The organism is Streptomyces sp. NPDC006134, from assembly GCF_040628835.1.
Lineage (GTDB): Bacteria > Actinomycetota > Actinomycetes > Streptomycetales > Streptomycetaceae > Streptomyces.
Map to the genome: position 1 here is coordinate 87,799 of NZ_JBEXTV010000026.1, position 24,337 is coordinate 112,135.

Here is a 24,337-nt window from a genome sequence, read left to right on the forward strand (position 1 = left end):
CTGGAGGACCGCCGTCACCTCACCAGCGCCCGGAGGAGCCGCCCGTCACCTCACCAGCGTGCCGACGAGGTGACGGGATGCCCCGTGGTCTCACCAGCGTGCCGACGAGGTGACGGGATGCCCCGCGGTCTCACCGCGCCCCCACCAGCAGCTCCGACGCCGCCTCCCGCTCGATCATCGCCCGCAGCGGCCCCTCGACGGCGGCCAGCTCGTCGAACGTTCCCCGCTGCACGACGCGGCCCTCGTCCAGGACGACCACCTCGTCCACCGCCGCCAGGCCCGCCAGCCGGTGCGTGATCAGCAGCGTCGTACGGCCCTCGGTGGCGGCCAGCAGATCCGCGGTGAGCGCGTCGGCGGTCGGCAGGTCGAGGTGCTCGGCGGGCTCGTCCAGTACCAGGACGGGGAAGTCGGCGAGCAGCGCCCGGGCCAGCGCCAGCCGCTGCCGCTGGCCGCCGGACAGCCGCGCCCCGTGCTCCCCGACCAGCGTGTCGAGGCCGTCGGGCAGGCCGTCGGCCCACTCCAGCAGCCGGGCCCGCGCCAGGGCGTCCCGCAGGTCGGTGTCGGTGGCGTCCCGCCGGGCCAGCAGGAGGTTCTCGCGCACCGAGCTGTCGAAGAGGTGCGCGTCCTGGGCGCACAGCCCGACGAGCCGCCGCACCTCGTCCCCGTCCAGCGTCCGGGCGTCGGCCCCGGCCAGCGTGTAGGAACCCGCGTCCGCGTCCAGGAACCGCAGCAGCACCTGCGCCAGAGTCGTCTTGCCCGACCCGGACGGCCCGACGACGGCGACCCGGCGGCCCTCCGGCAGCGTCAGGCCGACTCCGGTGAGGGCGTCGCGGTCCTGCCCCGGGTGGCGGGCCGACAGGCCCTCGATCACGACCGGGAACGGAGTGGCGGGCGCTCGCCGGGGCCGCTGCGGCTCCTGTACCGGCTCGGGCGCGTCCAGCACGTCGTACACCCGCTCGGCGCTCCTGATCACCCGCTGCCGGAACTGCACGGCGAGCGGCAGTCCGAGGACGGCCTCGAAGGCGGCCAGCGGAGTCAGGACGACCACGGCCGCGAGCAGCCCGTCGAGCCTGCCGTCGGCCACCGCCCGCACCGCGACCAGGGCGGCGGCGGCGACGGTGAGCCCGGACACGAGCGCGGTCAGCCCGCTGCCGAGGGCGGTGGCGGTCGCGGCGCGCGAGGCGATCCGGGTGAGGTCGCCGTCGGCCCGCCGCGCCGCGGCGGTACGTCCGGGCAGGGCACCGGCGACGGTCAGCTCGGCGGTGCCGGTGAGCAGGTCGGCCACCCGGGTCGCCAGGACGCCGCGGGCGGGGGCCAGCCTGCGCTCGGCCCGCCGCGCCACGGCACCGGTGACCAGCGGGACGCCCACCCCGGCCGCCAGCAGCCCGGCCGCGAGGACGGCACCGGCCTCCGGCAGCAGCCAGGCCGTGAAGCCGACGGACACGGCGGACACCGCCACCGCGGCGCCGGCCGGGAGCAGCCAGCGCAGCCAGTAGTCCTGCAGCGCGTCCACGTCGGCGACGAGCCGTGCCAGCAGATCACCCCGGCGGCTGTGCCGCAGTCCTGCGGGAGCGAGCCGCTCCAGCCGCCGGTAGACGGCGACCCGGGTGTCGGCCAGCATCCGCAGCACCGCGTCGTGCGACACGAGCCGCTCGCCGTACCGGAAGACGGCCCGTCCGATCCCGAAGGCGCGCGTCGCCGTCACGGCCACCATCAGGTACAGCACGGGCGGCTGCTGCGAGGCCCGGGAGATGAGCCAGCCGGAGGTGGCCATGAGGCCGACGGCGCTGCCGAGCGCGAGACTGCCGAGCAGCAGCGCGAGCCCGAGCCGCCCGCGCCGTGCGGCGGACATCGCCCGGACCCGGGCGAGGACACCACCGCGCGCCGCCGTCGCGGCGGCCGCTTCACCGATCTGCTCCATGCCCGGGGCAGTGGTGTGCTCCCCGTCGGAGGCGCCGGCCGGCACCTCGATCGGACGGGACGCCGCTGCGGAGGAGACCGGGCGGGACGCCGCTGCGGAGGAGACCGGGCGGGACACTGCCACCGAGGAGACCGGGCGGGACACCGGCGCCGGGGAGACCGGGCGCGGGCCGGTGACAGCCGCGGGCTCCGCCAGCCGCACCACCCGGTCCGCCACCTCCAGCAGCGCCGGCCGGTGCACCACCAGCAGCACCGTCCGTCCCCGGGCGAGCCGCCGCACCGCCGCCACGACCTCGGCCTCGGTCGCCCCGTCCAGGGCGGCCGTCGGCTCGTCCAGCAACAGCACCGGCCGGTCCGCGAGGAACGCGCGGGCCAGCGCCAGCCGCTGCCGCTGCCCGGCCGACAGCCCGGCCCCGTCCTCGCCGAGCACGGTGTCCATCCCTCCGGGCAGCGCCTCCACGAAGGCGAGCGCCCCGGCGTCCCGCAGCGCCCGGCGTACGGCGGCGTCGTCGGCGTCGGGCCGGGCCAGCCGTACGTTCTCGGCGACGGTCCCGGCATGCAGGTGGGGCCGCTGCGGCACCCACGCCACCCGGGCGTGCCACTGCGCCGGGTCCAGCCCGGCCAGATCGGCTCCCCCGATCAGCACCCGGCCCGCCGTCGGCCGTACGAACCCCAGCAGGACGTCGAGCAACGTCGACTTGCCCGCCCCGCTCGGCCCGACGAGCGCCACCGTCTCCCCGGGCTCGACGGTGAAGGACACCTCCGACACGGCGTCCGTGGCCCGCCCCGGGTAGCGGACGGTCACCTCCTCGAAGGAGAGGGTGCCGTCCGCCGGCACCGGACCGGTACCGCTCGCCGGCACGGGCGTCTCCAGAACCGAGAAGATCTCCTCGGCCGCCGCAAGCCCTTCGGCCGCCGCGTGGTACTGCGCCCCGACCTGCCGCAGCGGCAGATACGCCTCGGGGGCGAGGACGAGGATCACCAGGCCGACGTACAGGTCCATCTCGCCGTGGACCAGGCGCATGCCGATCGTCACAGCGACCAGCGCCACCGACAGCGTGGCGAGCAGTTCCAGCGCGAAGGACGACAGGAAGGCGATCCGCAGCGTCCGCAGGGTCGCCTGCCGGTACTCGCCGGTGATCCGCTTGATCGACTCGGCCTGTGCCTTCGCCCGCCCGAACACCTTCAGCGTCGGCAGCCCGGCCACCACGTCCAGGAAGTGCCCGGACAGCCGGGACAGCAGCCGCCACTGCCGGTCCATCCGGGACTGCGTGGCCCAGCCGATCAGCACCATGAAGACCGGGATGAGGGGAAGGGTGCCGACGATGATGGCCGCCGACACCCAGTCCTCGGTGACGATCCGGGCCAGCACCGCCACCGGTACGACCACCGCGAGCCCGAGCTGCGGCAGATAGCGGGAGAAGTAGTCGTCGAGCGCGTCGACGCCGCGGGTGGCGAGGGCGACCAGCGATCCGGTCCGCTGCCCGCTCAGCCAGCCGGGGCCGAGTACGGTCGCCCGCTCCAGCAGCCGGCCCCGCAGCTCCGACTTGACCGCCGCGCTCGCCCGGTGCGCGGCCAGCTCGGTGAGCCATCCGACCAGCGCCCGGCCGCAGGCGACGGCCACCAACAGCAGCAGGGGCGTGCGCAGTCCGGACACGGTCAGGCCGTGCTGGAAGGCCCCCACCACCACCTCGGCGATGAGCATGGCCTGCGCGATGACCAGCCCGGCGCCGACGGCGCCCAGGGCGACGACCGCGATCAGGAAGAAGCGGGTGGCGCGGGCGTGGCGCAGCAGGCGCGGATCGATGGGTTTCACGTGAAACAAGCCCTTCGGCCCTGGGGGCGCGTTTCACGTGAAACGGCGAACCGGTGGAACGCGCCCCGTGACGGACTCAGTGCGCGGATTCGGCGAGGTGCTGGGTGCCGATGCGCTTGCGGAAGACCCAGTACGTCCATCCCTGGTAGAGCAGGACCAACGGCGTGGCGATCGCCGCGAGCCAGGTCATGATCTTCAGGGTGTAAGGGCTGGACGAGGCGTTGGTGACGGTGAGGCTCCAGTCCGCGTTCAGCGTGGACGGCATGACATTCGGGAAGAGCGTCAGGAAGAGCATCGCCACGGTGGCCACGATCGTGACACCGGACAGGGCGAACGCCCATCCCTCCCGTCCGGCCTGGTTCGCCATCAACGCCACGACCAGCGCGGCGACGGCCACCACCAGCGCGACCAGGCTCTTGCCGTCACCGCTGTCGATCTGCGTCCACAGCAGGAACAGCACCGCCAGGACGGCCGTGACCAGACCGACGCGCAACGCCAGCGCCCGCGCCCGCGCCCGGATCTCCCCGACGGTCTTGAGCGCCGTGAACACCGCCCCGTGGAAGGTGAACAGCGTCAGCGTCACCAGGCCGCCGAGCAGCGCGTACGGATTGAGCAGGTCCCCCAGGCCGCCCACGTACTCCAAGTCCCGGTCGATCTTCACGCCCCGGACGATGTTGCCGAAGGCCACGCCCCACAGGAACGCCGGGATCAGCGAGGTCCAGAAGATCGCAGTCTCCCAGTTGCGCTGCCAGTTCTCCTCCGGCCGCTTCACCCGGTACTCGAAGGCGACGCCCCGGACGATCAGGCAGAGCAGGATGATCAGCAGAGGCAGGTAGAAGCCGGAGAAGAGGGTGGCGTACCACTCGGGGAAGGCGGCGAAGGTCGCGCCGCCCGCCGTGAGCAGCCAGACCTCGTTGCCGTCCCACACGGGGCCGATGGTGTTGATCAGCACCCGCTTCTCGGGCCGGTCGCGGGCGAGGAGCTTGGTGAGGACACCGACCCCGAAGTCGAAGCCCTCCAGGAAGAAGTAGCCGGTCCACAGGACGGCGATCAGGACGAACCAGACGTCGTGCAGTTCCATGACTGTGCAGCTCCCTCGGCCTAGTACGAGAAGGCCATCGGCTTGTCGGCGTCACGGGCGTCGCCGCCGATCTTCGTGGGCGGGTTGAGGTCGGCCTCGGTGAGCTCGGGCGGGCCGGCCTTGACGTACTTGGCCAGCAGCCTGACCTCGATGACGGCGAGGATCGCGTAGAGCAGGGTGAAGGCGATCATCGAGGTGAGGACCTCGGCCGTGGAGACACCGGGGGAGACCGCGTCGCGGGTCTGGAACAAGCCGTAGACGACCCATGGCTGGCGGCCCATCTCGGTGAAGATCCAGCCCCAGGAGTTGGCGATCAGCGGGAAGCCCATCGTCCACAGCGCCAGCAGCCAGTACAGCCGGGTGAGCTTCGATCCGAGCGGCTTCTTCAGCAGCACCAGATGCGGCACCTCGTCCTCCCCGGTCCGCCAGGCGGCCGGCAGCAGGAACTTCTTCCGCGTGAGCCACAGCCCCAGCAGGCCGAGGGAGAAGGACGCCATGCCGAAGCCGATCATCCAGCGGAAGCCCCAGTAGGCGACGGGGACGATGGGCTTGTAGTCACCGGGCCCGAACTGCTTCTGCAGGGCCTCGTTGGTGTCGTTGATGCCCGGCACGTACGACTCGAAGTCGCTGTGCGCGAGGAAGGACAGCAGTCCGGGGATCTCCAGGGCGACCTTGTTGTGCCCCTCGTCGACGTCCCCGTAGGCGAAGACGGAGAAGGGCGCCGGCTTCTCGCCGTCCCACAGCGCCTCGGCGGCGGCCATCTTCATCGGCTGCTGCTCGTACATGACCTTGCCGAGGGTGTCGCCGCTGATCGCGGTGAGCAGGCCGCCGACCGCCAGGGTGACGAGGCCGAGGCGGAGCGAGGTCCGCATCACCGGGATGTGCTTCTTGCGCATCAGGTGGAAGGCGGCGATGCCGACCATGAACGCGCCCCCCGTGAGGAAGGCCGCCGAGAAGCTGTGGAAGACCTGGTTGAGCGTGGTGTTCTGGGTGAGGACGGCCCAGAAGTCGGTGAGCTCGGCCCGCCCCTTCTCCTCGTTGATCCGGTAGCCCACCGGGTGCTGCATCCACGAGTTGGCCGCGAGGATGAAGTACGCCGACAGCAGCGTGCCGATCGACACCATCCAGATGCAGGCCAGGTGGATCTTCTTGGGCAGCTTGTCCCAGCCGAAGATCCACAGGCCGATGAAGGTGGACTCGAAGAAGAAGGCGATCAGGGCCTCGAAGGCGAGCGGCGCACCGAAGACGTCACCGACGAAGCGGGAGTAGTCCGACCAGTTCATGCCGAACTGGAACTCCTGCACGATGCCCGTGACCACGCCCATGGCGATGTTGATCAGGAACAGCTTGCCCCAGAACTTGGTCGCCCTGAGGTACTTCTCCTTCTCCGTCCGCACCCACGCGGTCTGCAGCCCGGCCGTCAGGGCGGCCAGGGAGATCGTCAGGGGGACGAAGAGGAAGTGGTAGACGGTGGTGATACCGAACTGCCAGCGCGCCAGGGTCTCCGGCGCCAGAGCCATGTCCACGTCGTCGCTCTCCTTACATCGCCGTGGTCAGCGGCAGTTTGTGCGTGTATGTCACACCTATCTCGGGAGCTATCAGACACGCTTGTGAACGCGTTCACATTCACAAGCAATTATGACCTACAGCTTTTCGACGCCGGAAGGGGGGTCCCCTGTGACGTCAACCCCCTTGGCAGGAACTTCAACATCTTGTTGAATCCGCCGCATGGAGACACAGCGACACTCGGCCCCGCGCGAGCACGCGGACCCCCACACACCGCAGACGCGTATACGAATCTCATGGCCAGCGGGACACCTCACCGCGACCCTCGACGACACTCCGACGACGCAGGCCCTCCGCAAGGCACTGCCACTCACCTCGACCGCCCACACCTGGGGCGAGGAGGTCTATTTCGACACGGGAGTATCGGTTTCACGTGAAACGGACGCCCGGCAGGTCGTCGAGCCGGGCACGGTCGCCTTCTGGACCGACGGCGACGCGCTGGCCCTCCCCTACGGGCCCACGCCGATCTCGCGCGGCGACGAGTGCCGCCTCGCGAGCCCCTGCAACGTCCTGGGCCGCCTCGACGGGGACCCCCGCCTGCTGGCGACGGTCCGCGACGGCGACCCGGTACGCGTGGAGGCGGCCGACGCCTGATCCGCCGGCCGCCCGACGGCTACGCCTCCTTGCGGAACTCTTCCGCCACCTTCAGGAAGATGTCGTTCCCCTCGCTCTCCCCGACCGTGACCCGCACACCCTCGCCGGGGAACGGCCGGATGACCACCCCGGCCCGCTCGCAGGCCTCCGCGAACGCCACCGTGCGCTCCCCCAGCCGCAGCCACACGAAGTTCGCCTGGGTCTCCGGCACCGTCCAGCCCTGGCCGCGCAGCGCGTCGACCACGCGCGTGCGCTCGCACACCAGCGAGCCGACCCGGCCCAGCAGCTCGTCCTCGGCCCGCAGGGAGGCGATCGCCGCCTCCTGCGCGAGCTGGCTCACCCCGAACGGCACCGCCGTCTTGCGCAGCGCCGCCGCCACCGGCTCGTGGGCGATCGCGAAGCCGACCCGCAGCCCGGCCAGACCGTAGGCCTTGGAGAAGGTCCGCAGGACGCAGACGTTGGGCCGCTCACGGTAGAGCTCGACACCGTCGGGCACCTCGGGGTCGCGGATGAACTCGCGGTAGGCCTCGTCGAGCACCACCAGCACATCGCCGGGCACCCGGTCGAGGAACCGCTCCAGCTCGGCCCGCCGCACCACCGTGCCGGTCGGGTTGTTCGGGTTGCAGACGAAGATCAGCCGGGTGCGGTCGGTGACGGCGTCGGCCATGGCGTCCAGGTCGTGCACGTCCCCCGGCGTCAGCGGCACCTGCACCGACCGCGCACCGCTGATCTGCGTGATGATCGGGTACGCCTCGAAGGACCGCCAGGCGTAGATCACCTCGTCCCCGGGGCCGGACGTCGCCTGGATCAGCTGCTGCGCCACACCGACCGAGCCGGTGCCGGTGGCCAGGTGGGAGACGGGGACCCCGAACCGCTCGGACAACTCGTCCGCCAGGCCCGTACAGGCCATGTCGGGGTAACGGTTGAAGGAGCAGGCCGCGGCCGTCACGGTCTCCATCACGCCCGGCAGCGGCGGGTAGGGGTTCTCGTTGGAGGACAGCTTGTAGGCCACCGGACCGCCGGCCGCGGCGGGCTTGCCCGGCTTGTAGGTGGGGATTCCCTCCAGCTCCGTGCGCAGCTTCGGGCTCGTCTCGCTCACCGCAGTCCTCCTCGTGACCACCACCGGCATCGAATACTCCTCACCCTATGAGGATTCAAGGCCGGTGCGTAGAGGTGCGCGGCCCACCGGCGGCTCCTGCGGACACGGCGCCGGCTTCCCCACCAGACCCTCCGATCACCTCGGCATCAGAGGCATCCGCTCACGGCCGCTCACGGCAGCTCACGGCGGGGGTGCACGACCCGGGGGCGCGCCACACATATATCTATGCGCCGGTAGCTCACGCCGTGGCGCGCATCCCCCGTGAAGGTGAGTTGAGCCCTCTTCACACCATCGGCGACTTGCCAGGCCCGTACACGGCGGCACGTCACGTACTGACTCAAGAACGGCCAACCGCCTTTGTTTCAGAGGTAGTTAACCTCTTTCGATCATGCAGAAACGTACCTGTCAATGCGCGCATATGCGTCCGCCCTACCCTGTCGCATGAGCCCTACTATCGGCTCGCCATGACAGCAGCAGGGAAGCACCAGGTGAGCCGCGCGGAAACCTCACGCCGAGGCAGCCGGCCGGGCCGGGCAGGCATCAGAGATGTGGCTGCCGCCGCCGGCGTCTCCATCACGACCGTCTCCGACGCCCTCAACGGCAAGGGCCGGCTCCCGGACGCCACCCGCCGCCATGTCCGCGAGGTCGCCGACCGGCTGGGCTACCGCCCCTCAGCCGCCGCCCGTACGCTCCGCACCGGCAAGTCGGGCCTCATCGGCCTGACCGTCACGACGTACGGGGATGAACCTTTCACCTTCACCGAATTCGCCTACTTCGCCGAGATGGCGCGCGCCGCCACCTCCGCCGCGCTCGCCCGCGGCTACGCGCTCGTCATCCTGCCCGCGACCTCCCGCCACGACGTCTGGTCCAACGTCGCCCTGGACGGCACGGTCGTCATCGACCCCTCCGACCAGGACCCGGTCGTCAGCGAGCTGGTCCGCCAGGGTCTGCCGGTCGTCTCCGACGGCCGCCCGGCGGGCTCCCTCCCGGTCACCGCCTGGGTCGACAACGACCACGAGGCCGCCGTCCTCGACATCCTCGACCATCTGGCCGCCGCCGGCGCCCGCCGCATCGGCCTCCTCACCGGCACCACGACCGACACGTACACCCACCTGTCGACCACCGCGTACCTGCGCTGGTGCGAGCGCGTCGGCCAGGACCCCGTCTACGAGGCCTATCCGGCGCACGACCCCTGCGCGGGCGCGGTCGCCGCCGACCGGCTGCTCGCCCGCCCCGACCGCCCCGACGCCGTCTACGGTCTGTTCGACCCCAACGGCACCGATCTGCTCGCCGCCGCCCGCCGCTACGGCCTGCGCGTCCCCGACGACCTGCTGCTGGTCTGCTGCAGCGAGTCCACGGTGTACGCCAGTACCGAGCCGCCCATCACGACCCTGTCGCTGAAGCCGCGCCGCATCGGCACGGCGGTGGTACAGCTGCTCATCGACGCCATCGAGGGCGTCCATACGGAGCGGCCGGTCGAGCAGGTCATACCGACCGAGCTGATCGTGCGCACGTCGTCGCAGCGCCGCGCGCCGCGCACGACGGTCAGCCCGCCCCGGTCGTCCGAGGGGAAGTAGAAGGACGCCACGAGCCGCGCGGGCGGGCCCCAGGCCCTCTCCGCGCGGCGGGGTGGCACGGACAGCGCCCGGCGGGCAGGCGCGGAAGACACGGCACGCAGGGACGGAGAGCGGGGCGCGGCCGGTCACGGGACAGCCGAAGCCCGCCCCAATCGGGGCGAAAGCCGCAGCGAACCGGAGTCTTGCTCCGATTCACCACCCCGGGGTCATCACATGGCGCGACCCGCATTCCTATGATGGGCCCACGACACCGCGGGCCGCTGCGACCAGGCAGTCCGAAGCGGTGCAGATGCGGCGCGATGGTGGAGGGGTCGATGACTCAGGGGGCCGGTCAGGGACCCGAGGTGGAGCGGACGGCGACGTTGCGCGACTTCCGCGTGCCCGCATACGTCCACGAGACCGCTCCGTACCTCCACGGCACGCACCCGGGCGACGCCGTTCCGCCCCACGAGGATCCCCACCCCGACGGGTACACGCCCACCGAGCGCGACCTGCCGGTGATCAACCCCGGCGACACGCCGCAGGTGTCCGCCGACCCCGCGTCCGCCCCGGCCTCGCAGCCCGCGGCGGGCCCCGGTCCGCTGTACGTCGTCGGTGACGTGCACGGTTATCTCGACGAGCTGGTGGCCGCCCTGCAGGACAAGGGCCTCATCGACGCCGCCGGGCACTGGTGCGCCGGCACCGCCCGGCTGTGGTTCCTCGGCGACTTCACCGACCGCGGCCCGGACGGCATCGGCGTCATCGACCTCGTCATGCGGCTGTCCGCCGAGGCCGCCGCGGCCGGCGGCTACTGCAAGGCGCTCATGGGCAACCACGAGCTGCTGCTTCTCGGCGCCAAGCGGTTCGGCGACACGCCCGTCAACTCCGGCGCGGGCACCGCCACCTTCCAGGCGGCCTGGCTGCTCAACGGCGGCCAGAAGACCGACATGGACCGCCTCCAGGACCACCACCTGCAGTGGATGGCCCGTCTCGACGCCCTGGAGGAGGTCGACGGCCACCTGCTGGTCCACTCCGACACCACCGCCTACCTCGACTACGGCCGCTCCATCGAAGAGGTCAACGACACCGTCCACGAGACGCTCACCCGCAACGACGCGGACGAGGTGTGGGACCTGTTCCGCAAGTTCACCAAGCGGTTCTCCTTCCGTGACGAGGGCGGCGCCGACGCGGTCCGCTCTCTGCTGGACGTGTACGGCGGCACCCGCATCGTCCACGGGCACAGCCCCATCCCCTACCTGCTGGGCGAGGTCGGCTCCGAGGACGGCGAGGACGGCTCCGGCCCCGTGGTCGAAGGACCGCACGTGTACGCCGACGGGCTCGCCATCGCGATGGACGGCGGCGTGACGATGGCCGGGAAGCTGCTGGTCCAGCAACTCCCGCTCGACGACTGACCGTTCACCGGCAGACCTTTTTCCGACGGCGTCCGCGCAGGCCGGCACGGATTTTTCCGTGGAGGCCGGCCTCCATTTTCCGTAAACCCCCTGTCACCGTGTGCCGTCACCGCTCTACCATCGGCTTATCCGTAGCAGGCTCCCCTCCGTTTCTGCCCGACGGTTCGTCAGCATGCCGAGCCACAAGCCCTACGGAGCATCGGGGGATGCACATGAACAGCGTTCCGCAGCAGCTGTTGAGCGAGGACCGGCACGAGTACGAGCGGATCCTCGACGAGGCGCTGCGCCTGGCACCACACCGCCCGGAGCTGTCCGCCGCCGGACAGCGGCTCAACCTCGAACAACTGCGCGCGATGGCGCTCAGCGCCACCGCACTCATCACGGCCGCCGCCGCGACCGAGTACCAGCACTACGTCAAGGTCCGCGAAGAGCTCCGCCATCCGGCGACGCCGGTCCCCACGACGTCCGCCCGTGAATCCGGCTCCCCCGGCCCGGGAGCGCGGACGACGGGATTCGCCGCCACCGTGGAGGAGGCCGCCGAGACCGCAGGCGCGGGCGCCGTCGCCGTCGTCGCGGTGCTGGCGCCCGTGCTCGCCGGGACCGCCGCGGTGATCTTCCTGCTCGTGGGGTACGTCCTGCGCATGCTCGACCCGAAGCAGGCGTTCGCCCGGACGATGCTCACCACCGGGTGGGTGTTCGGCGCCGTCACCGCGGTCGCGATCCTCGTCGCCGCCGTCGGGCTGCTGGTCACCGCCCTGCGCAACCGCCCCTTCGCCGAAGCCGGGCCGTACCGGGAGACGAGCCGGGAGGTGGCCGAGGCCAGGGACGCCTGGCGTGACGCCCTGGTGGAGCGCGGCATCCTGCCGTTCCTGCGCGACGCCCTCGCCGATCCGGGCACGACGGGCACGCTGCCGCATACGGCACCGTCCGCGCCGGCCGGCCGTATGCCGGTCCTCGGCTACGACCGGCCCGGCTTCACCAGCCCCGACGACAGCCCGGCCACGGAGCACCGTCCTAGCTTCACGAGCCCGGACTACACCAGTCCGGACTTCGGCGGCCCGGAACACCGGCCGGAGTAGCCGAGAGGCCGGCACCAGCCCGCCCCAGGGGTCCGCGGGGGTGACCCCGTCGGGCGGGACCTGCCGGGCGGACGGGGCGGAGGACAGAGGGCGAGCCGGGCGGCCGGCCCCCTCGTCGCTCCGTCACTCCGCCCCGTGCCGGTGACGCGAGGTCAGTCCGCGATCGGCAGGTAGACGCGGTTGCCCGCGGCCGCGAACTCCTTCGCCTTCTGGGCCATGCCTTCCTCGATCTCGGCCTGGCTGTCGCCGTGCCGGCGGCGGATGTCCTGCGAGATCTTCATGCTGCAGAACTTCGGGCCGCACATCGAGCAGAAGTGGGCCGTCTTGGCGGGCTCGGCCGGCAGCGTCTCGTCGTGGAACTCCCGTGCCGTGTCCGGGTCGAGGGCCAGGTTGAACTGGTCCTCCCACCGGAACTCGAAGCGGGCGTCGGACAGCGCGTCGTCCCACTCCTGCGCGCCCGGGTGTCCCTTGGCGAGGTCGGCCGCGTGAGCAGCGATCTTGTAGGTGATGACGCCGGTCTTGACGTCGTCACGGTTGGGGAGGCCCAGGTGCTCCTTCGGCGTGACGTAGCAGAGCATGGCCGTGCCCCACCAGGCGATCATCGCGGCACCGATGCCGGAGGTGATGTGGTCGTACGCCGGGGCGATGTCCGTCGTCAGCGGGCCGAGCGTATAGAACGGGGCTTCATCGCAGATCTCCTGCTGAAGGTCGATGTTCTCCTTGATCTTGTGCATCGGGACGTGGCCCGGGCCCTCGATCATGGTCTGAACGTTGAAACGCTTCGCGATCCGGTTGAGTTCCCCGAGCGTCCGCAACTCCGCGAACTGCGCCTCGTCGTTGGCGTCCGCGATCGAGCCCGGCCTGAGGCCGTCACCGAGGGAGTACGTCACGTCGTAGGCGGCGAGGATCTCGCAGAGCTCCTCGAAGTTCTCGTACAGGAACGACTCCTTGTGGTGCGCCAGGCACCACGCCGCCATGATCGAGCCGCCGCGCGAGACGATTCCGGTCTTGCGGTTCGCCGTCAGCGGCACGTACGCCAGGCGCACACCCGCGTGGACCGTCATGTAGTCCACGCCCTGTTCGGCCTGTTCGATGACCGTGTCCTTGTAGATCTCCCAGGTCAGCTCCTCGGCCTTGCCGTCTACCTTCTCCAGGGCCTGGTAGAGCGGCACGGTGCCGATGGGGACGGGGGAGTTGCGCAGCACCCACTCGCGCGTGGTGTGGATGTTGCGCCCGGTGGACAGGTCCATGACCGTGTCGGCGCCCCAGCGGGTCGCCCAGGTCATCTTCTCGACCTCCTCCTCGATGGAGGAGGTCACGGCGGAGTTGCCGATGTTGGCGTTGACCTTCACCAGGAACCGCTTGCCGATGATCATCGGCTCGATCTCCGGGTGGTTGACGTTCGCGGGCAGAACCGCCCGCCCCGCGGCGATCTCCTCGCGGACCACCTCGGGTGACACGTTCTCCCGGATGGCCACATACTCCATCTCGGGCGTGATCTCACCCCGGCGCGCGTACGCGAGTTGTGTCACGGCCTGGCCGTCCCGTCCGCGCCGCGGCTGGCGCGGGCGTCCGGGGAAGACCGCGTCGAGGTTGCGCAGGCCGCCACGCGGTGACGTGTGCTTGATCCCGTCGTCCTCGGGACGGACGGGACGGCCCGCGTACTCCTCCGTGTCGCCGCGGGCGATGATCCAGTTCTCCCGCAGCGGCGGCAGGCCCCTGCGGACGTCCGTGTCCACGAGGGGATCGGTGTACGGGCCCGATGTGTCGTACAGCGTGACGGACTGCCCGTTGGTGAGGTGCACCTGACGGACCGGCACCCGCAGGTCGGGGCGTGAGCCCTCGATGTACGCCTTGTGCCAGCCGATGGACTTCCCGGCCTCCGTGGACTCCCCGTCGGCGGAGTTCTGCGTGGAGGCAGGCGTGCGTGCGTCCTTGATGGTCATGAGACCTACTCCCTACGCCGGCATTACCCGGTAACAGGTTCGGCGGTCGACGCAGCGGTGTCCGTCCGCCGACGTTCCGTGGGAAACATCACCCGACTTCGGTGACGTTTCATGTGAAACGTCGCTGGGACGGAGGTCAGCGCCCTCTCAGCCCGGTGCTCCGAGCTCCCGCGTGTACAAAGGTGCCTCCACGCTAGCGTCCCTTCGGGCGCGGTGACCAGAGGGCCCCCCGGGTTCTTGCGATGATCGGTCGGTGACCACGACGCAGCAGCCCTCCTATCCTCCACCCGATCCGTCCCACGGCCCCGGCGCCGGCAGCGGCCCCGGTGCGAGAGACGGACACGGCCACGGGTCCGGGGGCGGTCATGGGCACGGGTCCGGGGGCGGTCATGGGCACGGGCCCGGGGGCGGTCATGGGCACGGGCCCGGGGGCGGTCATGGGCACGGGCCCGGGGGCGGTCATGGGCACGGCCATGGGCATGGGCACAGCCATGGCCCGGCGACGCCGGTCTCCCGGCATCTGCGCAAGGTCATCGCGGCGGTCCTCATCCCGTTCGCCGCGGCGGTGCTTGTCGGGCTCGCGGTGCTGTGGCCGGGCGGTGCGCCGCCGCACGAACGCACCGGCGTCGGCTTCGACCGTCAGACGCAGCAGGCCACGGTCACCCGGGTGACCGAGGTGAGCTGCAAGGACGTCAACGCCTCGGCCGTCCCCCCGACCGGCGACACCTCCACCGCCGAGGGCTCCTCCGCGGTGCAGCAGGCGAACGGGACCTGCAAGAAGGCGACGATCCGGGTCGACACCGGCAAGGACAAGGGCCGCACGTTCACCGAGATCGTGCAGCCCGACCAGTCACGGCAACTGCACCAGGGCCAGGGGGTCGTGGTCGCCTACGAGCCCTCGGCGCCGAGGGACCTGCAGTACTCGGTCGCCGACATCAACCGGCGCATGCCGATGGCGCTGCTGGCCGGCATCTTCGCGCTCGCCGTCGTGGCCGTCGGGCGGCTGCGGGGCGTCATGGCGCTGGTCGCGCTGGCCATCAGCTTCCTGGTGCTGAACTTCTTCATCCTGCCCGCGATCCTGCAGGGCTCGAACCCGCTGCTCGTGGCGGTGGTGGGGTCGAGTGCGATCATGCTGATCGCCCTGTACCTGTGTCACGGGCTGTCGGCCCGTACGTCCGTGGCGGTGCTCGGCACCCTGATCTCGCTGCTGCTGATCGGTGTCCTGGGGTCGCTGTTCATCGGCTGGGCCGCGCTCTCCGGCAACACGGACGACAACACCGGTCTGATCCACGGTCTGTACCCGTCCATCGACATGAGCGGCCTGCTGCTGGCCGGGGTCATCATCGGCTCGCTCGGCGTCCTCGACGACGTGACGGTCACCCAGACGTCGGCGGTGTGGGAGCTGCACGAGGCCAATCCGTCGATGGGCTGGCGCGGGCTGTACCGCGCGGGCATCCGCATCGGCCGCGACCACATCGCGTCCGTCGTCAACACGCTCGTCCTCGCCTACGCGGGCGCGGCGCTGCCGCTGCTGCTGCTGTTCTCGATCGCGCAGAGCAGCGTGGGGACCGTCGCCAACAGCGAGCTCGTCGCGGAGGAGATCGTCCGCACTCTGGTCGGCTCCATCGGCCTGGTGGCGTCGGTGCCGGTCACCACGGCCCTGGCGGCCCTGGTGGTCTCGGCCGACCGCCCCGGGCGCGAAGCGTCGGCGCCGGGTACCGGCCCCGTCCCGGCTCGGGGGGGACGAGGCCGGCGCCGCAAGCGCTGACGCCGATCCGGCGAAGCGTTACGCCACCACCGTCGAGGCTGCCGTAACGCTTCAGCCGGCGCTCTGTTCCTCCGCCAGGATGCGGTCGAGCGCTTCGTCGAGGTGGGCGTCGAAGTCGGCGAGCGCGCCCTCCTGCCCCAGCGGCACCAGTTTGTCGGTGCGGTCGAGGAAGGCCACGAGCGGTGCCGACGAGGCACGGAACAGCGCCTGGTCGCTACCGACCTGAAGCCTGATCAGCACCTCGCCCAGCGCCTCCGGTTCCACGGGCGTGATGCGCACATCGCCCTCACCGCACGGGCGGCCCACTCCGTCGATCAGCAACTCACGTCCGAAGGCCCAGGTCACCGGGGCATCACCAGGCAGATGAAACGTCAGCCGCACGGCATAGGGATCACAGGCCTCGTAGCGCAGCTCCACCGGGATACGGAAAGAAAGCTCCTCGGACACGAGAAAGCTCATCATGACCTCTGCCTGTACGGACTCGCGCATCATGTACCCCGTCGTTCGCCGTCGACTGGCCGGGAATCAAACCTCTGACACTGCTGGCATCTTGCTGAACGTACACACCAGATCACAAGGAGTGAGTTTTCAGATACTGATAGAGATCGCCAGCGACCCCAGGCGGCGCCCCACCTCGTGCTGGAGCTGCTGCACGGCGGGCAGCAGCCGGTCGGCATGCTGCGCGGGCAGGGAGATGGCCATCGTCGCCGCCGTGGTGCCCAGGGTGATGGGGATCGCCGCGCAGACCGTCCCGAGCGCGTACTCCTGGCGTTCGACGACCGGTTCCATCCGCCGTGTGCGTTCCAGCCGTTTCAGCAGACTGTGGTCGTCACCCACCGTGTACGGCGTGACCGGCTGGACCGGGTAGCGGTCGAGATGGTCGCGGCGTGCTTCCTCGTCCAGCTGCGCCAGCAGGCACTGCCCGATGGCGTGCGCGTGCCCGGTCTCGCGGAAGTCGGCCCATTCCTCGACCGCCGGGTTCCCCGGGGTGTCGGAGACGCCCATGATGTGGATCTCGCCGTCCCGGTACATCGCGTAGTACACGGGAACGCCGATGGCGTCGCGCCAGCAGGCGAGCGCGTCGACGACGGTGCTGCGACGTTTCTGCCGGGCTCCGCCGGCAGCGAGCCGCTCGGCCGCCTCACCCAGGAAGAAGAGTCCGTTCTCGCGGCGCAGATAGCCCTCGTGGACGAGGGTGCGCAGCAGGTGGTACGCCGTGGGGAGCGCCAGGCCGGTCTCGCGGGCCAGCTGCTTGGCGGGGGCCCCGTGCGCGTGCTCGGCGACGCGCTCCAGCAGGCGCATCGCGCGCTGCACCGATCCGATGAGGGTCGCGGGGGAGGCACGGCCCGCGGAGGGCGGTGTCGCGCGGGGCGGTGACGTGCGGGGCGGTGACGTGCGGGGCGGTGCGGAGGCCGACTGGGACGGCACGGGGGAGGTGTGCGGTGGGGCGGATGGGGTGTCAGCCGTGGCCAAGGTCACTCCCGGAGCGCGAGGGGGTCCCGTGCGGGGAGACACGGGTGGAGGTGTACTCCGCTCGCGGGGTCTCCCCCGCGTGAGGTTTCCGGACTTTAACCGTCCGTTCCCGCCCGCAGACCGCCTGTCCGGGAAACCTCCCCCGCACGAGGGAACCGGTGATTCCTATTACCACTCACCGGTGTCCCACGAACCTCACCAGTCGCTGCGGGACGACGAACGCGCGGTGAACTTCCGCACGACGTAGACCAGTCCACCGACCAGCGCGACGAAGACCAGCACCTTGAAGAGCAGTCCGACCAGGAAACCGACCACGCTGGCTATCAGCCCGCCGAACACGACCAGGGCGATGACCGGCACCGCGACCCACTTCACCCACCACGGCAGTCCCGCGAAGATCTCTCGCATCGCCCTCGTCCTTACCTCTCCGCCCGTCGGTGTACCGGGCCGGCTTTCTCGGCTTTCTCGGATTGATCGGATTCCTAGGGACGCGGTGACCCGGTTCCCCGGGCGCCCTGCGTCCCGCCTGCCGGTGTCCCGGCCTCCCGGGGTGACCGGGACACCGGTCCGGCCATCTCCTGCTGTCCTGGAATCGATGCTAGGGCCGCGGAAGGCCCGGGCGGGGGCCTCGCATCCCTTGTCCTCCCCTGACCGGTCCCCTAGGGAACCCGGAGACGAGGGCCCCTGGAGACGGCGGCTCAGCTCTCGGGCGGGGAGAACACCACCAGCACCCGCAGGTCCTCGGTGATGTGGTGGAACTTGTGGGCGACCCCGGCCGGCACGTAGACCACGCTGCCGCGGGCGACCTGGGTGGTCTCCATGCCGACGGTGATCGAGGCGCGGCCGCTGACGACGAAGTACACCTCGTCCTGGTCGTGCGGCTTCTGCGGGTCGGGCTCGCCCGCGTCGAGGGCGTACAGGCCGACCGACATGTTCCGCTCCCGCAGGAACTGCAGGTACGCCCCGTCGTTGGCGGCGCGCTCCGCCTCCAGTTCGTCCAGCCGGAATGCCTTCATCGCCTCGTCCGCCCCTGTCTCACGTTCGGGTCCGTTCGCGTCTGCCACGATCAGACACATGATGAATTTCCTAGTCAAGACGATCGCCAACGCGGGCGCTCTGGCGGTCGCCGTCTGGCTGCTGGACAAGATCACGCTGACCGGCGACAGCACGGGCAGGAAGGCCGGGACCCTGGTCCTCGTCGCCCTCGTCTTCGGCCTGGTCAACCTCCTGGTCAAGCCGGTCGTGACGGTGCTGACCCTGCCCCTGTTCGTCCTGACGCTCGGGCTGTTCACACTGGTGGTGAACGCGCTCATGCTGCTGCTCACCTCGTGGCTGGCGGACAAGCTGGACCTGAGCTTCCATGTGGAGGGATTCTGGGCCGCCGTCCTGGGCGGCCTGATCGTCTCGATCGTCTCCTGGGCCCTGAACGTGGTCCTCCCCGACAAGGACTGAAGCCGATGACCTACCGCGTCTGTTTCGTGTGCACCGGCAACATCTGCCGCTCCCCGATGGCCGAGGCGGTCTTCCGCGCGCGCGTGGCGGAGGCCGGGCTGGAGGACCTGGTCGAGGTGGACAGCGCCGGCACCGGCGGCTGGCACGAGGGGGAGGACGCCGACCCGCGCACCCTGGCCGTCCTGGCGGACAACGCCTACGACCTCGACCACACGGCCCGGCAGTTCCAGCCGTCCTGGTTCTCCCGTCTGGACCTGGTCATCGCCCTCGACACCGGCCACCTCAGGGCCCTGCGCCGCCTCGCGCCCACGGAGCAGGACGCGGCCAAGGTACGGCTGCTGCGTTCGTACGACCCCGCGGCCCACGACGACGACCTCGACGTGCCCGACCCGTACTACGGGGGCACGGACGGTTTCACGGAGTGCCTTGAGATGGTGGAGGCGGCGAGCACCGGACTGCTCGCCGCGGTACGCGAGCACGTGGAAGGACGGGCGGCATGAACGATTCCGCTATGGGCGGCGGCGAGGACGGCGGGCAGGGACACGGCTCCCGGGCGGCGGCCAGCGGGAGCGCCGCCGGCGACGGCACGCGCGCGGTGCGGGCCGGGCTGCCCGAGCCGGTGAAGCACGAGCCGACCCTGCCCGGTCCCGTGTTCGCCGCGCACTTCCATCTGCCGGGCGACCCCACGGGCCCGTACACCTACGGCCGTGACGAGAACCCGACGTGGACCCTGCTGGAGCGGGCCATCGGCGAACTGGAGGCGCCCGGACGGGACGACGTCGAGACGCTCGTGTTCGCCTCGGGCATGGCCGCGATCTCGTCGGTGCTCTTCTCGCAGGTGCGCGCCGGGGACGTGGTCGTCCTGCCCGGCGACGGTTACCAGGTGCTGCCTCTGGTGCGCGCCCAGCTGGAGGCGTACGGCGTCGAGGTGCGCACCGCCCCGACCGGCGGCGACGCCCAGCTCGACGTCCTGGACGGCGCGAAGCTGCTGTGGATCGAGACCCCCTCGAACCCCGGGCTCGACGTGTGCGACGTCCGGCGGCTCGCCGAGGCGGCTCACGCGCAGGGCGCCCTCGTCGCCGTCGACAACACGCTCGCGACCCCGCTCGGGCAGCGCCCGCTGGAGCTCGGCGCCGACTTCTCCGTGGCCAGCGGCACCAAGCAGCTCACCGGCCACGGCGACGTCCTCCTCGGGTACGTCGCCGGCCGTGACCCCGAGGCGATGACCGCCGTACGGCGCTGGCGCAAGATCGTCGGTGCGATCCCCGGGCCGATGGAGGCCTGGCTGGCGCACCGGTCGATCGCCACCCTCCAGCTGCGTGTCGACCGGCAGAACGCCACCGCGCTCCAGGTCGCCGAGGCACTTCGGAAGCGGCCCGAGGTGTCCGGGCTGCGGTACCCGGGGCTGCCCGACGACCCCTCGTACAAGATCGCCTCGCAGCAGATGCGGCGCTACGGGTGCGTCGTCTCCTTCACGCTGCCCACGCGCGCGCGTGCCGATCGCTTCCTCGACGCGCTGCGGCTCGTGGACGACGCGACGAGCTTCGGCGGGGTACGGTCCACGGCCGAGCGGCGCGGACGCTGGGGAGGCGACGCGGTGCCGGAGGGCTTCGTCCGCCTCTCGGTGGGCGCCGAGGATCCCGAGGACCTGATCGCGGACCTGATGCGGGCACTGGACGAGTCCGCCGGCTGACCGGCTGCCCGTCCGCACCGGCCGGTGCGCCCTCCGCCGTTACGGCGGACGGTCCGAGCCTCCCCCCTCATGGCTCGGACCGTCCCGGTTCTGCGCGCGAAGAACCACCCGAACAAGGCTAGTTGACTCAGTGTCAGTGTCCAATCACAGTAGCGACAGAGACCTATCGACATATTTATAGTTGGGCGGGGCCGGGGGGCCGGGAGCAGACGACGCGAGGGGGAGGCTGTCACGTGGATCTGGCCTTGCTGCGCACCTTCGTGACCGTGCACCGGGCCGGCTCCTTCACCCGCGCCGCCGCCTTGCTCGGCCTGTCCCAGCCGGCCGTCACCTCGCAGATCCGCACGCTGGAGCGGCAGCTGGGACGCCCGCTGTTCCTGCGGCAGGCCCGCGGCGTGACGCCGACGACCATAGGGGACGAACTCGCCCACAAGGCCGCCCCGCATCTCGACGCCCTGGTGGAGATCGTCGAGACCGGGCTGGACGACACTTCCTCCTTACGGACGCTGCACCTCGCCGGGCCCCCCGAGTTCACCGCCGAGCGGGTGGTGCCCGCGCTCACCGGGCTGGCCGACGACGACGGACAGGGCTTCGCCCTGCGCGCCTCGTTCGGGAACGCCGAGGAGACCCTGGACGGGCTGGCCGCCGGGCACCACGATCTGGCCATCAGCACGGCCCGGCCGCGCGGTGGTCTGCTCGTCGCGACCGCGCTCTGCGACGAGGAGCATGTCCTGGTCGCGGCGCCGCGCTGGGCCGAGCAGATCGGCACCGGGAAGCTGGACCGTAACGGCGCTCCCGCCCTGGACCACGTTCCCGTGATCGAGGTGCACGAGTCGTTGCCGTTCGTCTCCCGTTACTGGGCGTCCGTCTTCGACGCCCGCCCGGCCGCGCCGGGCACCATCGTCGTCCCCGACCTGCGGGCCGTACTGGGGTGCACGGCCGCCGGGGCCGGACTCGCGGTGCTGCCCCGCTACCTGTGTGCGGATGCCCTGGAGCGCGGTGAGGTGGTCGCTCTGCACCATCCGGCGGTGCCCCCGCTGCGCACGTACTTCCTCGTGGTCCGCACGGGCACGCTCGCGATGCCGCACATCGCACGGGCGCACGAGGGACTTCTGCGCGCGGCGGCCGCATGGGGCTGAGCCGGCCCGTCGGGCCGGGCGCCGACGGAGGCGGACGCCGACCGGGGGTGGACACCGACCGGGGGTGGACACCGACCGGGGCGGTCATGCGTGGGCTCGCACCATGACGTCGTGCGATGTTTCACGTGGAACCAGCCGGGCGACATTTCTCCCATGACCGTCCGACCCGTGGTCAAGCGCACCGCCCGCGCCGTTCTGCTGGACGGTGACGACCTCATCCTGATCAAGCGCACCAAGCCCGGCGTGGACCCCTACTGGGTCACTCCGGGCGGCGGGGTCGAACCGGGCGACCCGACCGTCGTCGACGCCCTGCACCGTGAGGTGCACGAGGAGCTCGGCGCCAAGATCACGGACGTGGTCCCCTGTTTCGTGGACACCGTGGAACACATCGGCGAGGACGGCGGCGCCACCGGCGTGAAGGTGCAGCACTTCTTCGTCTGCCGCCTGGAGTCCATGGACCCGTCCCTGCGGCACGGTCCCGAGGTCGACCGGCCCGCCGGTGAGTACGAGATCGTCCGGGTGCCGTTCACCCGGGTCGGGATCGCGTCCGTCCACCTCGTACCGCTGTCACTGCGGCACTACCTGGACGGCAACATCGAGGGTGTGCGCGCTCTGCACGCCCACGACCTGGGCTGAGGACCGCGCCCCGTCAGCGCCCGGGGACGAGGCCACCACGTCATGCCGTATGCGCTCCGCGGGGATGCCGGCGTTCCGTACGGCGTCCACCTGACCGTGGCAGCCCGGGGAGCGATCTCCGCCGCGGTCCGGCGGGCGAGGCGTGCGTCCGGGGACGGCTCCGAAGACAGCTCCGTGGCACCCCTCTCCGTCACCGGCTCCTGTGGTGACGCGAACCAGCCGCTCCCGCTGCCAGGGCTGCCGTTGTCGGCCGACGTGGCGGCGGAGCCTCCATGGTCTGCCTCGCCTCGAACATCTCTCGGTCGGTCTGCGCAGTTCCAACGTGGCCGGAAGAGGCTTGCGTTCCCCACGGGCGGATTGTTCTTGCCCGGACAGAAGCCGCTGCCCGGCTTCTGTCCGGGGCCCGAGCCTGCCCTGCGCAGGTGCTGCCCCGGCCGCCTACCCGGAAACGGCGTCACCGGTCTCCCCGCCCGTCGGGCTGCGGCGCGTCCGGTGTCCTCCGCGGTCCCGATGTTTCACGTGAAACGCCCCCCTTTCCGGGCCGTGGTTCATGACATGGCCAAAAGCTTGTGCGTGTCAGCCGAAACAGGTGGACGCCGGGGGGCCCTGTCGGACAGCCTGACCTGCGTGCCGACTCCTTCCCTCACCGCTCTGCCCATCCGCCGTCTGACCCTGCGGGACCTCACCGCCTGCGCCGACCTGTCGGAGAACCGGGGGTGGCCACGCGAAGAACACAAGTGGGGCTTCCTCCTCACCGCCGGGAGGGGGTACGGCATCGACGACCCCGACGGCGGACTCGTCGCCGCGTGCGTCGTCACCCTGTACGGGCCCCACGAACGGCCCGCCCTCGCGGCCATCGGCATGGTGCTGGTCGCCGAGCGGCACTCTCGTCAGGGTGTGGGGCGGCGGCTGATGCGGCACGTGCTCTCGGAGATGGGCACCACCCCGGTGACCCTGCACGCGACCCCGTACGGCCGCCCGCTCTACGAAGAGCTCGGTTTCAAGGTCATCGGGCAGGCGGAGATGGTGAAGGGGAACTTCGTGCCGCCCGGGGACTCACCACGGATCGCGACACGGGCCGCCACCGCCGAGGACCTGGGCGCCATGCTCCGGCTCGACGAGGAAGTGTTCGGTGCCGATCGCACCCCCATCGTCACCCGGCTGCCCGCCTTCGCCGATCACCTGCGCATCGCCGAGGAGAACGGCCGGCTCATCGGTTACGCGGCGGCCTGGCCGAACATGGACACCCACGTGGTGGGCCCGCTGATCGCCCGTGACACGGAAACCGCGAAGGCACTGCTCGTCTCGATCGCCGCACACTCCGACCGCCCGCTGCGCACCGACATCGACGTACGGCACACCGAGCTGCTCACATGGGTGAAGGAACGAGGACTCGCGTCCGTCACCTTCAACGCGGTAATGGCCTGCGGGATCACCGAGCTGCCCGGTGACTGGAACCGGCGGTTCGCTCCGGTGACGGTGGCGGCGGGCTGACGCACTGCGCGCAGGCGGGCCCGCCGGGATACGACGACGCCGGCTCCCGGGGTGTCCCGGGAACCGGCGTTCGCGCACATGCGCCGGTGCGTCAGGCGAGGGCCTCGACGGCGGCCGTGGCGAAGGCGTGGTCCTGCTCGGGAGCGCCTCCGCCGACCCCGATCGCACCGATGAGCCGGCCGTCACGATGGACCGGCACACCACCCGCGATGAACAGCAGCGGCCGGTCGAGTGCGGTGGGCAGGGTGTGGAAGAGGCCCCCGGGCTGCACGGCGTCGACGAGGTCGGCGGTGGGGGCGTTCAGCTGGAGTGCCGTGTACGCCTTGCGGATGCTGGTCTCACCGGAGATCAGCACGGCCCGGTCGTCACGCCGGAAGGCCAGCAGATGGCCGCCCGCGTCCAGGACGGTCACGCTGACCGTGACCCCGGCCGCCTCGGCGGCGCGGCGGGCCGCGGCGACGAGGGCTTCGGCGTCCTGGGTGGTCAGCGGGGTGACGGCGGTGGTGCTCATGAGGGGTTCCTTAAGAATGTTGGGCGGTCCGGGAGGACCGGGTGTGGCTGATGAGGTGTTTGCCGTTGATGGCTCCCGGAGAATGGCCGCCCGGTCCTCCGG

General features: G+C 71.2%; 21 protein-coding genes and 1 riboswitch. Of the genes, 11 read left to right on the forward strand and 10 right to left on the reverse strand.

The annotated features are described in order from the left end of the window. Positions 1-130: 130 nt before the first annotated feature. The 3 genes from cydD to ABZ340_RS18940 form a co-directional block, all read right to left on the reverse strand. Complete coding sequence (gene cydD / locus ABZ340_RS18930; RefSeq protein WP_358782902.1) at positions 131-3,736, reverse strand: thiol reductant ABC exporter subunit CydD; 3,606 nt, start codon at positions 3,734-3,736, stop codon at positions 131-133. Positions 3,737-3,812: 76 nt separating this feature from the next. After that, positions 3,813-4,817, reverse strand: coding sequence for a cytochrome d ubiquinol oxidase subunit II (gene cydB / locus ABZ340_RS18935; RefSeq protein WP_358782903.1), 1,005 nt, complete (start codon positions 4,815-4,817; stop codon positions 3,813-3,815). Positions 4,818-4,837: 20 nt separating this feature from the next. Continuing rightward, positions 4,838-6,343 (reverse strand): cytochrome ubiquinol oxidase subunit I, encoded by a 1,506-nt coding sequence (locus tag ABZ340_RS18940; protein ID WP_358782904.1) that lies wholly within the window; start codon positions 6,341-6,343, stop codon positions 4,838-4,840. Positions 6,344-6,545: 202 nt separating this feature from the next. Here ABZ340_RS18940 and ABZ340_RS18945 point away from each other — a divergent pair, with 202 nt between their 5' ends. Then, positions 6,546-6,977, forward strand: coding sequence for a cyclophilin-like fold protein (locus ABZ340_RS18945; protein WP_358782905.1), 432 nt, complete (start codon positions 6,546-6,548; stop codon positions 6,975-6,977). Between the two features lie 19 nt (positions 6,978-6,996). On the opposite strand, the gene hisC is transcribed toward ABZ340_RS18945, so the two are convergent. Next, positions 6,997-8,076 carry a histidinol-phosphate transaminase gene (hisC, locus tag ABZ340_RS18950; RefSeq protein WP_358782906.1) on the reverse strand — a complete coding sequence of 360 codons (1,080 nt, stop codon included), beginning with the start codon at positions 8,074-8,076 and terminating at the stop codon, positions 6,997-6,999. Positions 8,077-8,540: 464 nt separating this feature from the next. On the opposite strand from hisC, the gene ABZ340_RS18955 reads away from it, so the two are divergent. The 3 genes from ABZ340_RS18955 (at position 8,541) to ABZ340_RS18965 (ending at position 12,123) form a co-directional block, all read left to right on the forward strand. Further along, on the forward strand, positions 8,541-9,653 hold the full coding sequence (locus tag ABZ340_RS18955) for a LacI family DNA-binding transcriptional regulator (RefSeq protein WP_358782907.1): 1,113 nt from the start codon (positions 8,541-8,543) through the stop codon (positions 9,651-9,653). 299 nt (positions 9,654-9,952) lie between these two features. Further along, positions 9,953-11,044: a metallophosphoesterase gene (locus tag ABZ340_RS18960; protein WP_358782908.1), complete on the forward strand. Its 1,092-nt coding sequence runs from the start codon at positions 9,953-9,955 to the stop codon at positions 11,042-11,044. Positions 11,045-11,250: 206 nt separating this feature from the next. Continuing rightward, the gene (locus ABZ340_RS18965; RefSeq protein WP_358782909.1) at positions 11,251-12,123 is read left to right on the forward strand and encodes a hypothetical protein; all 873 of its coding nucleotides are present in this window, start codon (positions 11,251-11,253) and stop codon (positions 12,121-12,123) included. Between the two features lie 152 nt (positions 12,124-12,275). On the opposite strand, the gene thiC is transcribed toward ABZ340_RS18965, so the two are convergent. Beyond that, positions 12,276-14,069, reverse strand: coding sequence for a phosphomethylpyrimidine synthase ThiC (gene thiC / locus ABZ340_RS18970; protein WP_358782910.1), 1,794 nt, complete (start codon positions 14,067-14,069; stop codon positions 12,276-12,278). Then, positions 14,062-14,251: riboswitch (TPP riboswitch) on the reverse strand. Its footprint overlaps the gene before it by 8 nt. A 71-nt stretch (positions 14,252-14,322) precedes the next feature. On the opposite strand from thiC, the gene ABZ340_RS18975 reads away from it, so the two are divergent. Then, positions 14,323-15,837: a YibE/F family protein gene (locus ABZ340_RS18975; protein WP_358782911.1), complete on the forward strand. Its 1,515-nt coding sequence runs from the start codon at positions 14,323-14,325 to the stop codon at positions 15,835-15,837. A gap of 51 nt (positions 15,838-15,888) precedes the next feature. Here ABZ340_RS18975 and ABZ340_RS18980 read toward each other — a convergent pair whose 3' ends face one another. The 4 genes from ABZ340_RS18980 to ABZ340_RS18995 form a co-directional block, all read right to left on the reverse strand. Continuing rightward, the gene (locus tag ABZ340_RS18980) at positions 15,889-16,326 is read right to left on the reverse strand and encodes an SsgA family sporulation/cell division regulator (RefSeq protein WP_358782928.1); all 438 of its coding nucleotides are present in this window, start codon (positions 16,324-16,326) and stop codon (positions 15,889-15,891) included. Positions 16,327-16,425: 99 nt separating this feature from the next. Beyond that, positions 16,426-17,151, reverse strand: a complete 726-nt coding sequence (locus ABZ340_RS18985; protein ID WP_358782912.1) for an IclR family transcriptional regulator C-terminal domain-containing protein — start codon at positions 17,149-17,151, stop codon at positions 16,426-16,428. 354 nt (positions 17,152-17,505) lie between these two features. Continuing rightward, positions 17,506-17,718 carry a DUF5326 family protein gene (locus ABZ340_RS18990; RefSeq protein WP_358782913.1) on the reverse strand — a complete coding sequence of 71 codons (213 nt, stop codon included), beginning with the start codon at positions 17,716-17,718 and terminating at the stop codon, positions 17,506-17,508. A gap of 290 nt (positions 17,719-18,008) precedes the next feature. Next, the gene (locus ABZ340_RS18995; protein WP_358782929.1) at positions 18,009-18,326 is read right to left on the reverse strand and encodes a cupin domain-containing protein; all 318 of its coding nucleotides are present in this window, start codon (positions 18,324-18,326) and stop codon (positions 18,009-18,011) included. A gap of 58 nt (positions 18,327-18,384) precedes the next feature. Here ABZ340_RS18995 and ABZ340_RS19000 point away from each other — a divergent pair, with 58 nt between their 5' ends. The 6 genes from ABZ340_RS19000 to ABZ340_RS19025 all read left to right on the forward strand — a co-directional run bounded on the left by ABZ340_RS19000 (position 18,385) and on the right by ABZ340_RS19025 (position 23,724). Next, positions 18,385-18,762, forward strand: coding sequence for a phage holin family protein (locus ABZ340_RS19000; protein WP_358782914.1), 378 nt, complete (start codon positions 18,385-18,387; stop codon positions 18,760-18,762). 5 nt (positions 18,763-18,767) lie between these two features. Continuing rightward, positions 18,768-19,262 carry a low molecular weight protein-tyrosine-phosphatase gene (locus ABZ340_RS19005; RefSeq protein ID WP_358782915.1) on the forward strand — a complete coding sequence of 165 codons (495 nt, stop codon included), beginning with the start codon at positions 18,768-18,770 and terminating at the stop codon, positions 19,260-19,262. Beyond that, positions 19,259-20,455 carry a cystathionine gamma-lyase gene (locus ABZ340_RS19010; protein WP_358782916.1) on the forward strand — a complete coding sequence of 399 codons (1,197 nt, stop codon included), beginning with the start codon at positions 19,259-19,261 and terminating at the stop codon, positions 20,453-20,455. Before ABZ340_RS19005 ends, ABZ340_RS19010 begins: the two co-directional genes overlap by 4 nt. A 233-nt stretch (positions 20,456-20,688) precedes the next feature. Continuing rightward, positions 20,689-21,594, forward strand: coding sequence for a LysR family transcriptional regulator (locus tag ABZ340_RS19015; RefSeq protein WP_358782917.1), 906 nt, complete (start codon positions 20,689-20,691; stop codon positions 21,592-21,594). A 153-nt stretch (positions 21,595-21,747) separates the two neighbouring features. Then, positions 21,748-22,230 (forward strand): NUDIX hydrolase, encoded by a 483-nt coding sequence (locus tag ABZ340_RS19020; RefSeq protein WP_358782918.1) that lies wholly within the window; start codon positions 21,748-21,750, stop codon positions 22,228-22,230. A gap of 627 nt (positions 22,231-22,857) precedes the next feature. Then, positions 22,858-23,724, forward strand: coding sequence for a GNAT family N-acetyltransferase (locus ABZ340_RS19025; RefSeq protein WP_358782919.1), 867 nt, complete (start codon positions 22,858-22,860; stop codon positions 23,722-23,724). Positions 23,725-23,815: 91 nt separating this feature from the next. Here the strand turns inward: ABZ340_RS19025 and ABZ340_RS19030 are convergent, their stop codons facing one another. Further along, entirely contained in the window at positions 23,816-24,235 is a 420-nt protein-coding gene (locus ABZ340_RS19030) for a heme-binding protein (protein WP_358782920.1), read from the reverse strand. Positions 24,236-24,337: the final 102 nt, after the last annotated feature.

What these genes read in the sequence shown, in the direction of transcription:
- ABZ340_RS18995 (WP_358782929.1), bottom strand. Translation starts at nt 18,326, where the DNA reads ATGAAGGCATTCCGGCTGGACGAACTGGAGGCGGAGCGCGCCGCCAAC.
- ABZ340_RS19000 (WP_358782914.1), top strand. Translation starts at nt 18,385, where the DNA reads ATGATGAATTTCCTAGTCAAGACGATCGCCAACGCGGGCGCTCTGGCG.
- ABZ340_RS18945 (WP_358782905.1), top strand. Translation starts at nt 6,546, where the DNA reads ATGGAGACACAGCGACACTCGGCCCCGCGCGAGCACGCGGACCCCCAC.
- ABZ340_RS18965 (WP_358782909.1), top strand. Translation starts at nt 11,251, where the DNA reads ATGCACATGAACAGCGTTCCGCAGCAGCTGTTGAGCGAGGACCGGCAC.
- ABZ340_RS18960 (WP_358782908.1), top strand. Translation starts at nt 9,953, where the DNA reads ATGGTGGAGGGGTCGATGACTCAGGGGGCCGGTCAGGGACCCGAGGTG.
- ABZ340_RS19010 (WP_358782916.1), top strand. Translation starts at nt 19,259, where the DNA reads ATGAACGATTCCGCTATGGGCGGCGGCGAGGACGGCGGGCAGGGACAC.
- cydB (WP_358782903.1), bottom strand. Translation starts at nt 4,817, where the DNA reads ATGGAACTGCACGACGTCTGGTTCGTCCTGATCGCCGTCCTGTGGACC.
- ABZ340_RS19005 (WP_358782915.1), top strand. Translation starts at nt 18,768, where the DNA reads ATGACCTACCGCGTCTGTTTCGTGTGCACCGGCAACATCTGCCGCTCC.
- thiC (WP_358782910.1), bottom strand. Translation starts at nt 14,069, where the DNA reads ATGACCATCAAGGACGCACGCACGCCTGCCTCCACGCAGAACTCCGCC.
- ABZ340_RS18990 (WP_358782913.1), bottom strand. Translation starts at nt 17,718, where the DNA reads ATGCGAGAGATCTTCGCGGGACTGCCGTGGTGGGTGAAGTGGGTCGCG.
- ABZ340_RS18955 (WP_358782907.1), top strand. Translation starts at nt 8,541, where the DNA reads ATGACAGCAGCAGGGAAGCACCAGGTGAGCCGCGCGGAAACCTCACGC.
- ABZ340_RS19020 (WP_358782918.1), top strand. Translation starts at nt 21,748, where the DNA reads ATGACCGTCCGACCCGTGGTCAAGCGCACCGCCCGCGCCGTTCTGCTG.
- ABZ340_RS18980 (WP_358782928.1), bottom strand. Translation starts at nt 16,326, where the DNA reads ATGCGCGAGTCCGTACAGGCAGAGGTCATGATGAGCTTTCTCGTGTCC.
- ABZ340_RS19030 (WP_358782920.1), bottom strand. Translation starts at nt 24,235, where the DNA reads ATGAGCACCACCGCCGTCACCCCGCTGACCACCCAGGACGCCGAAGCC.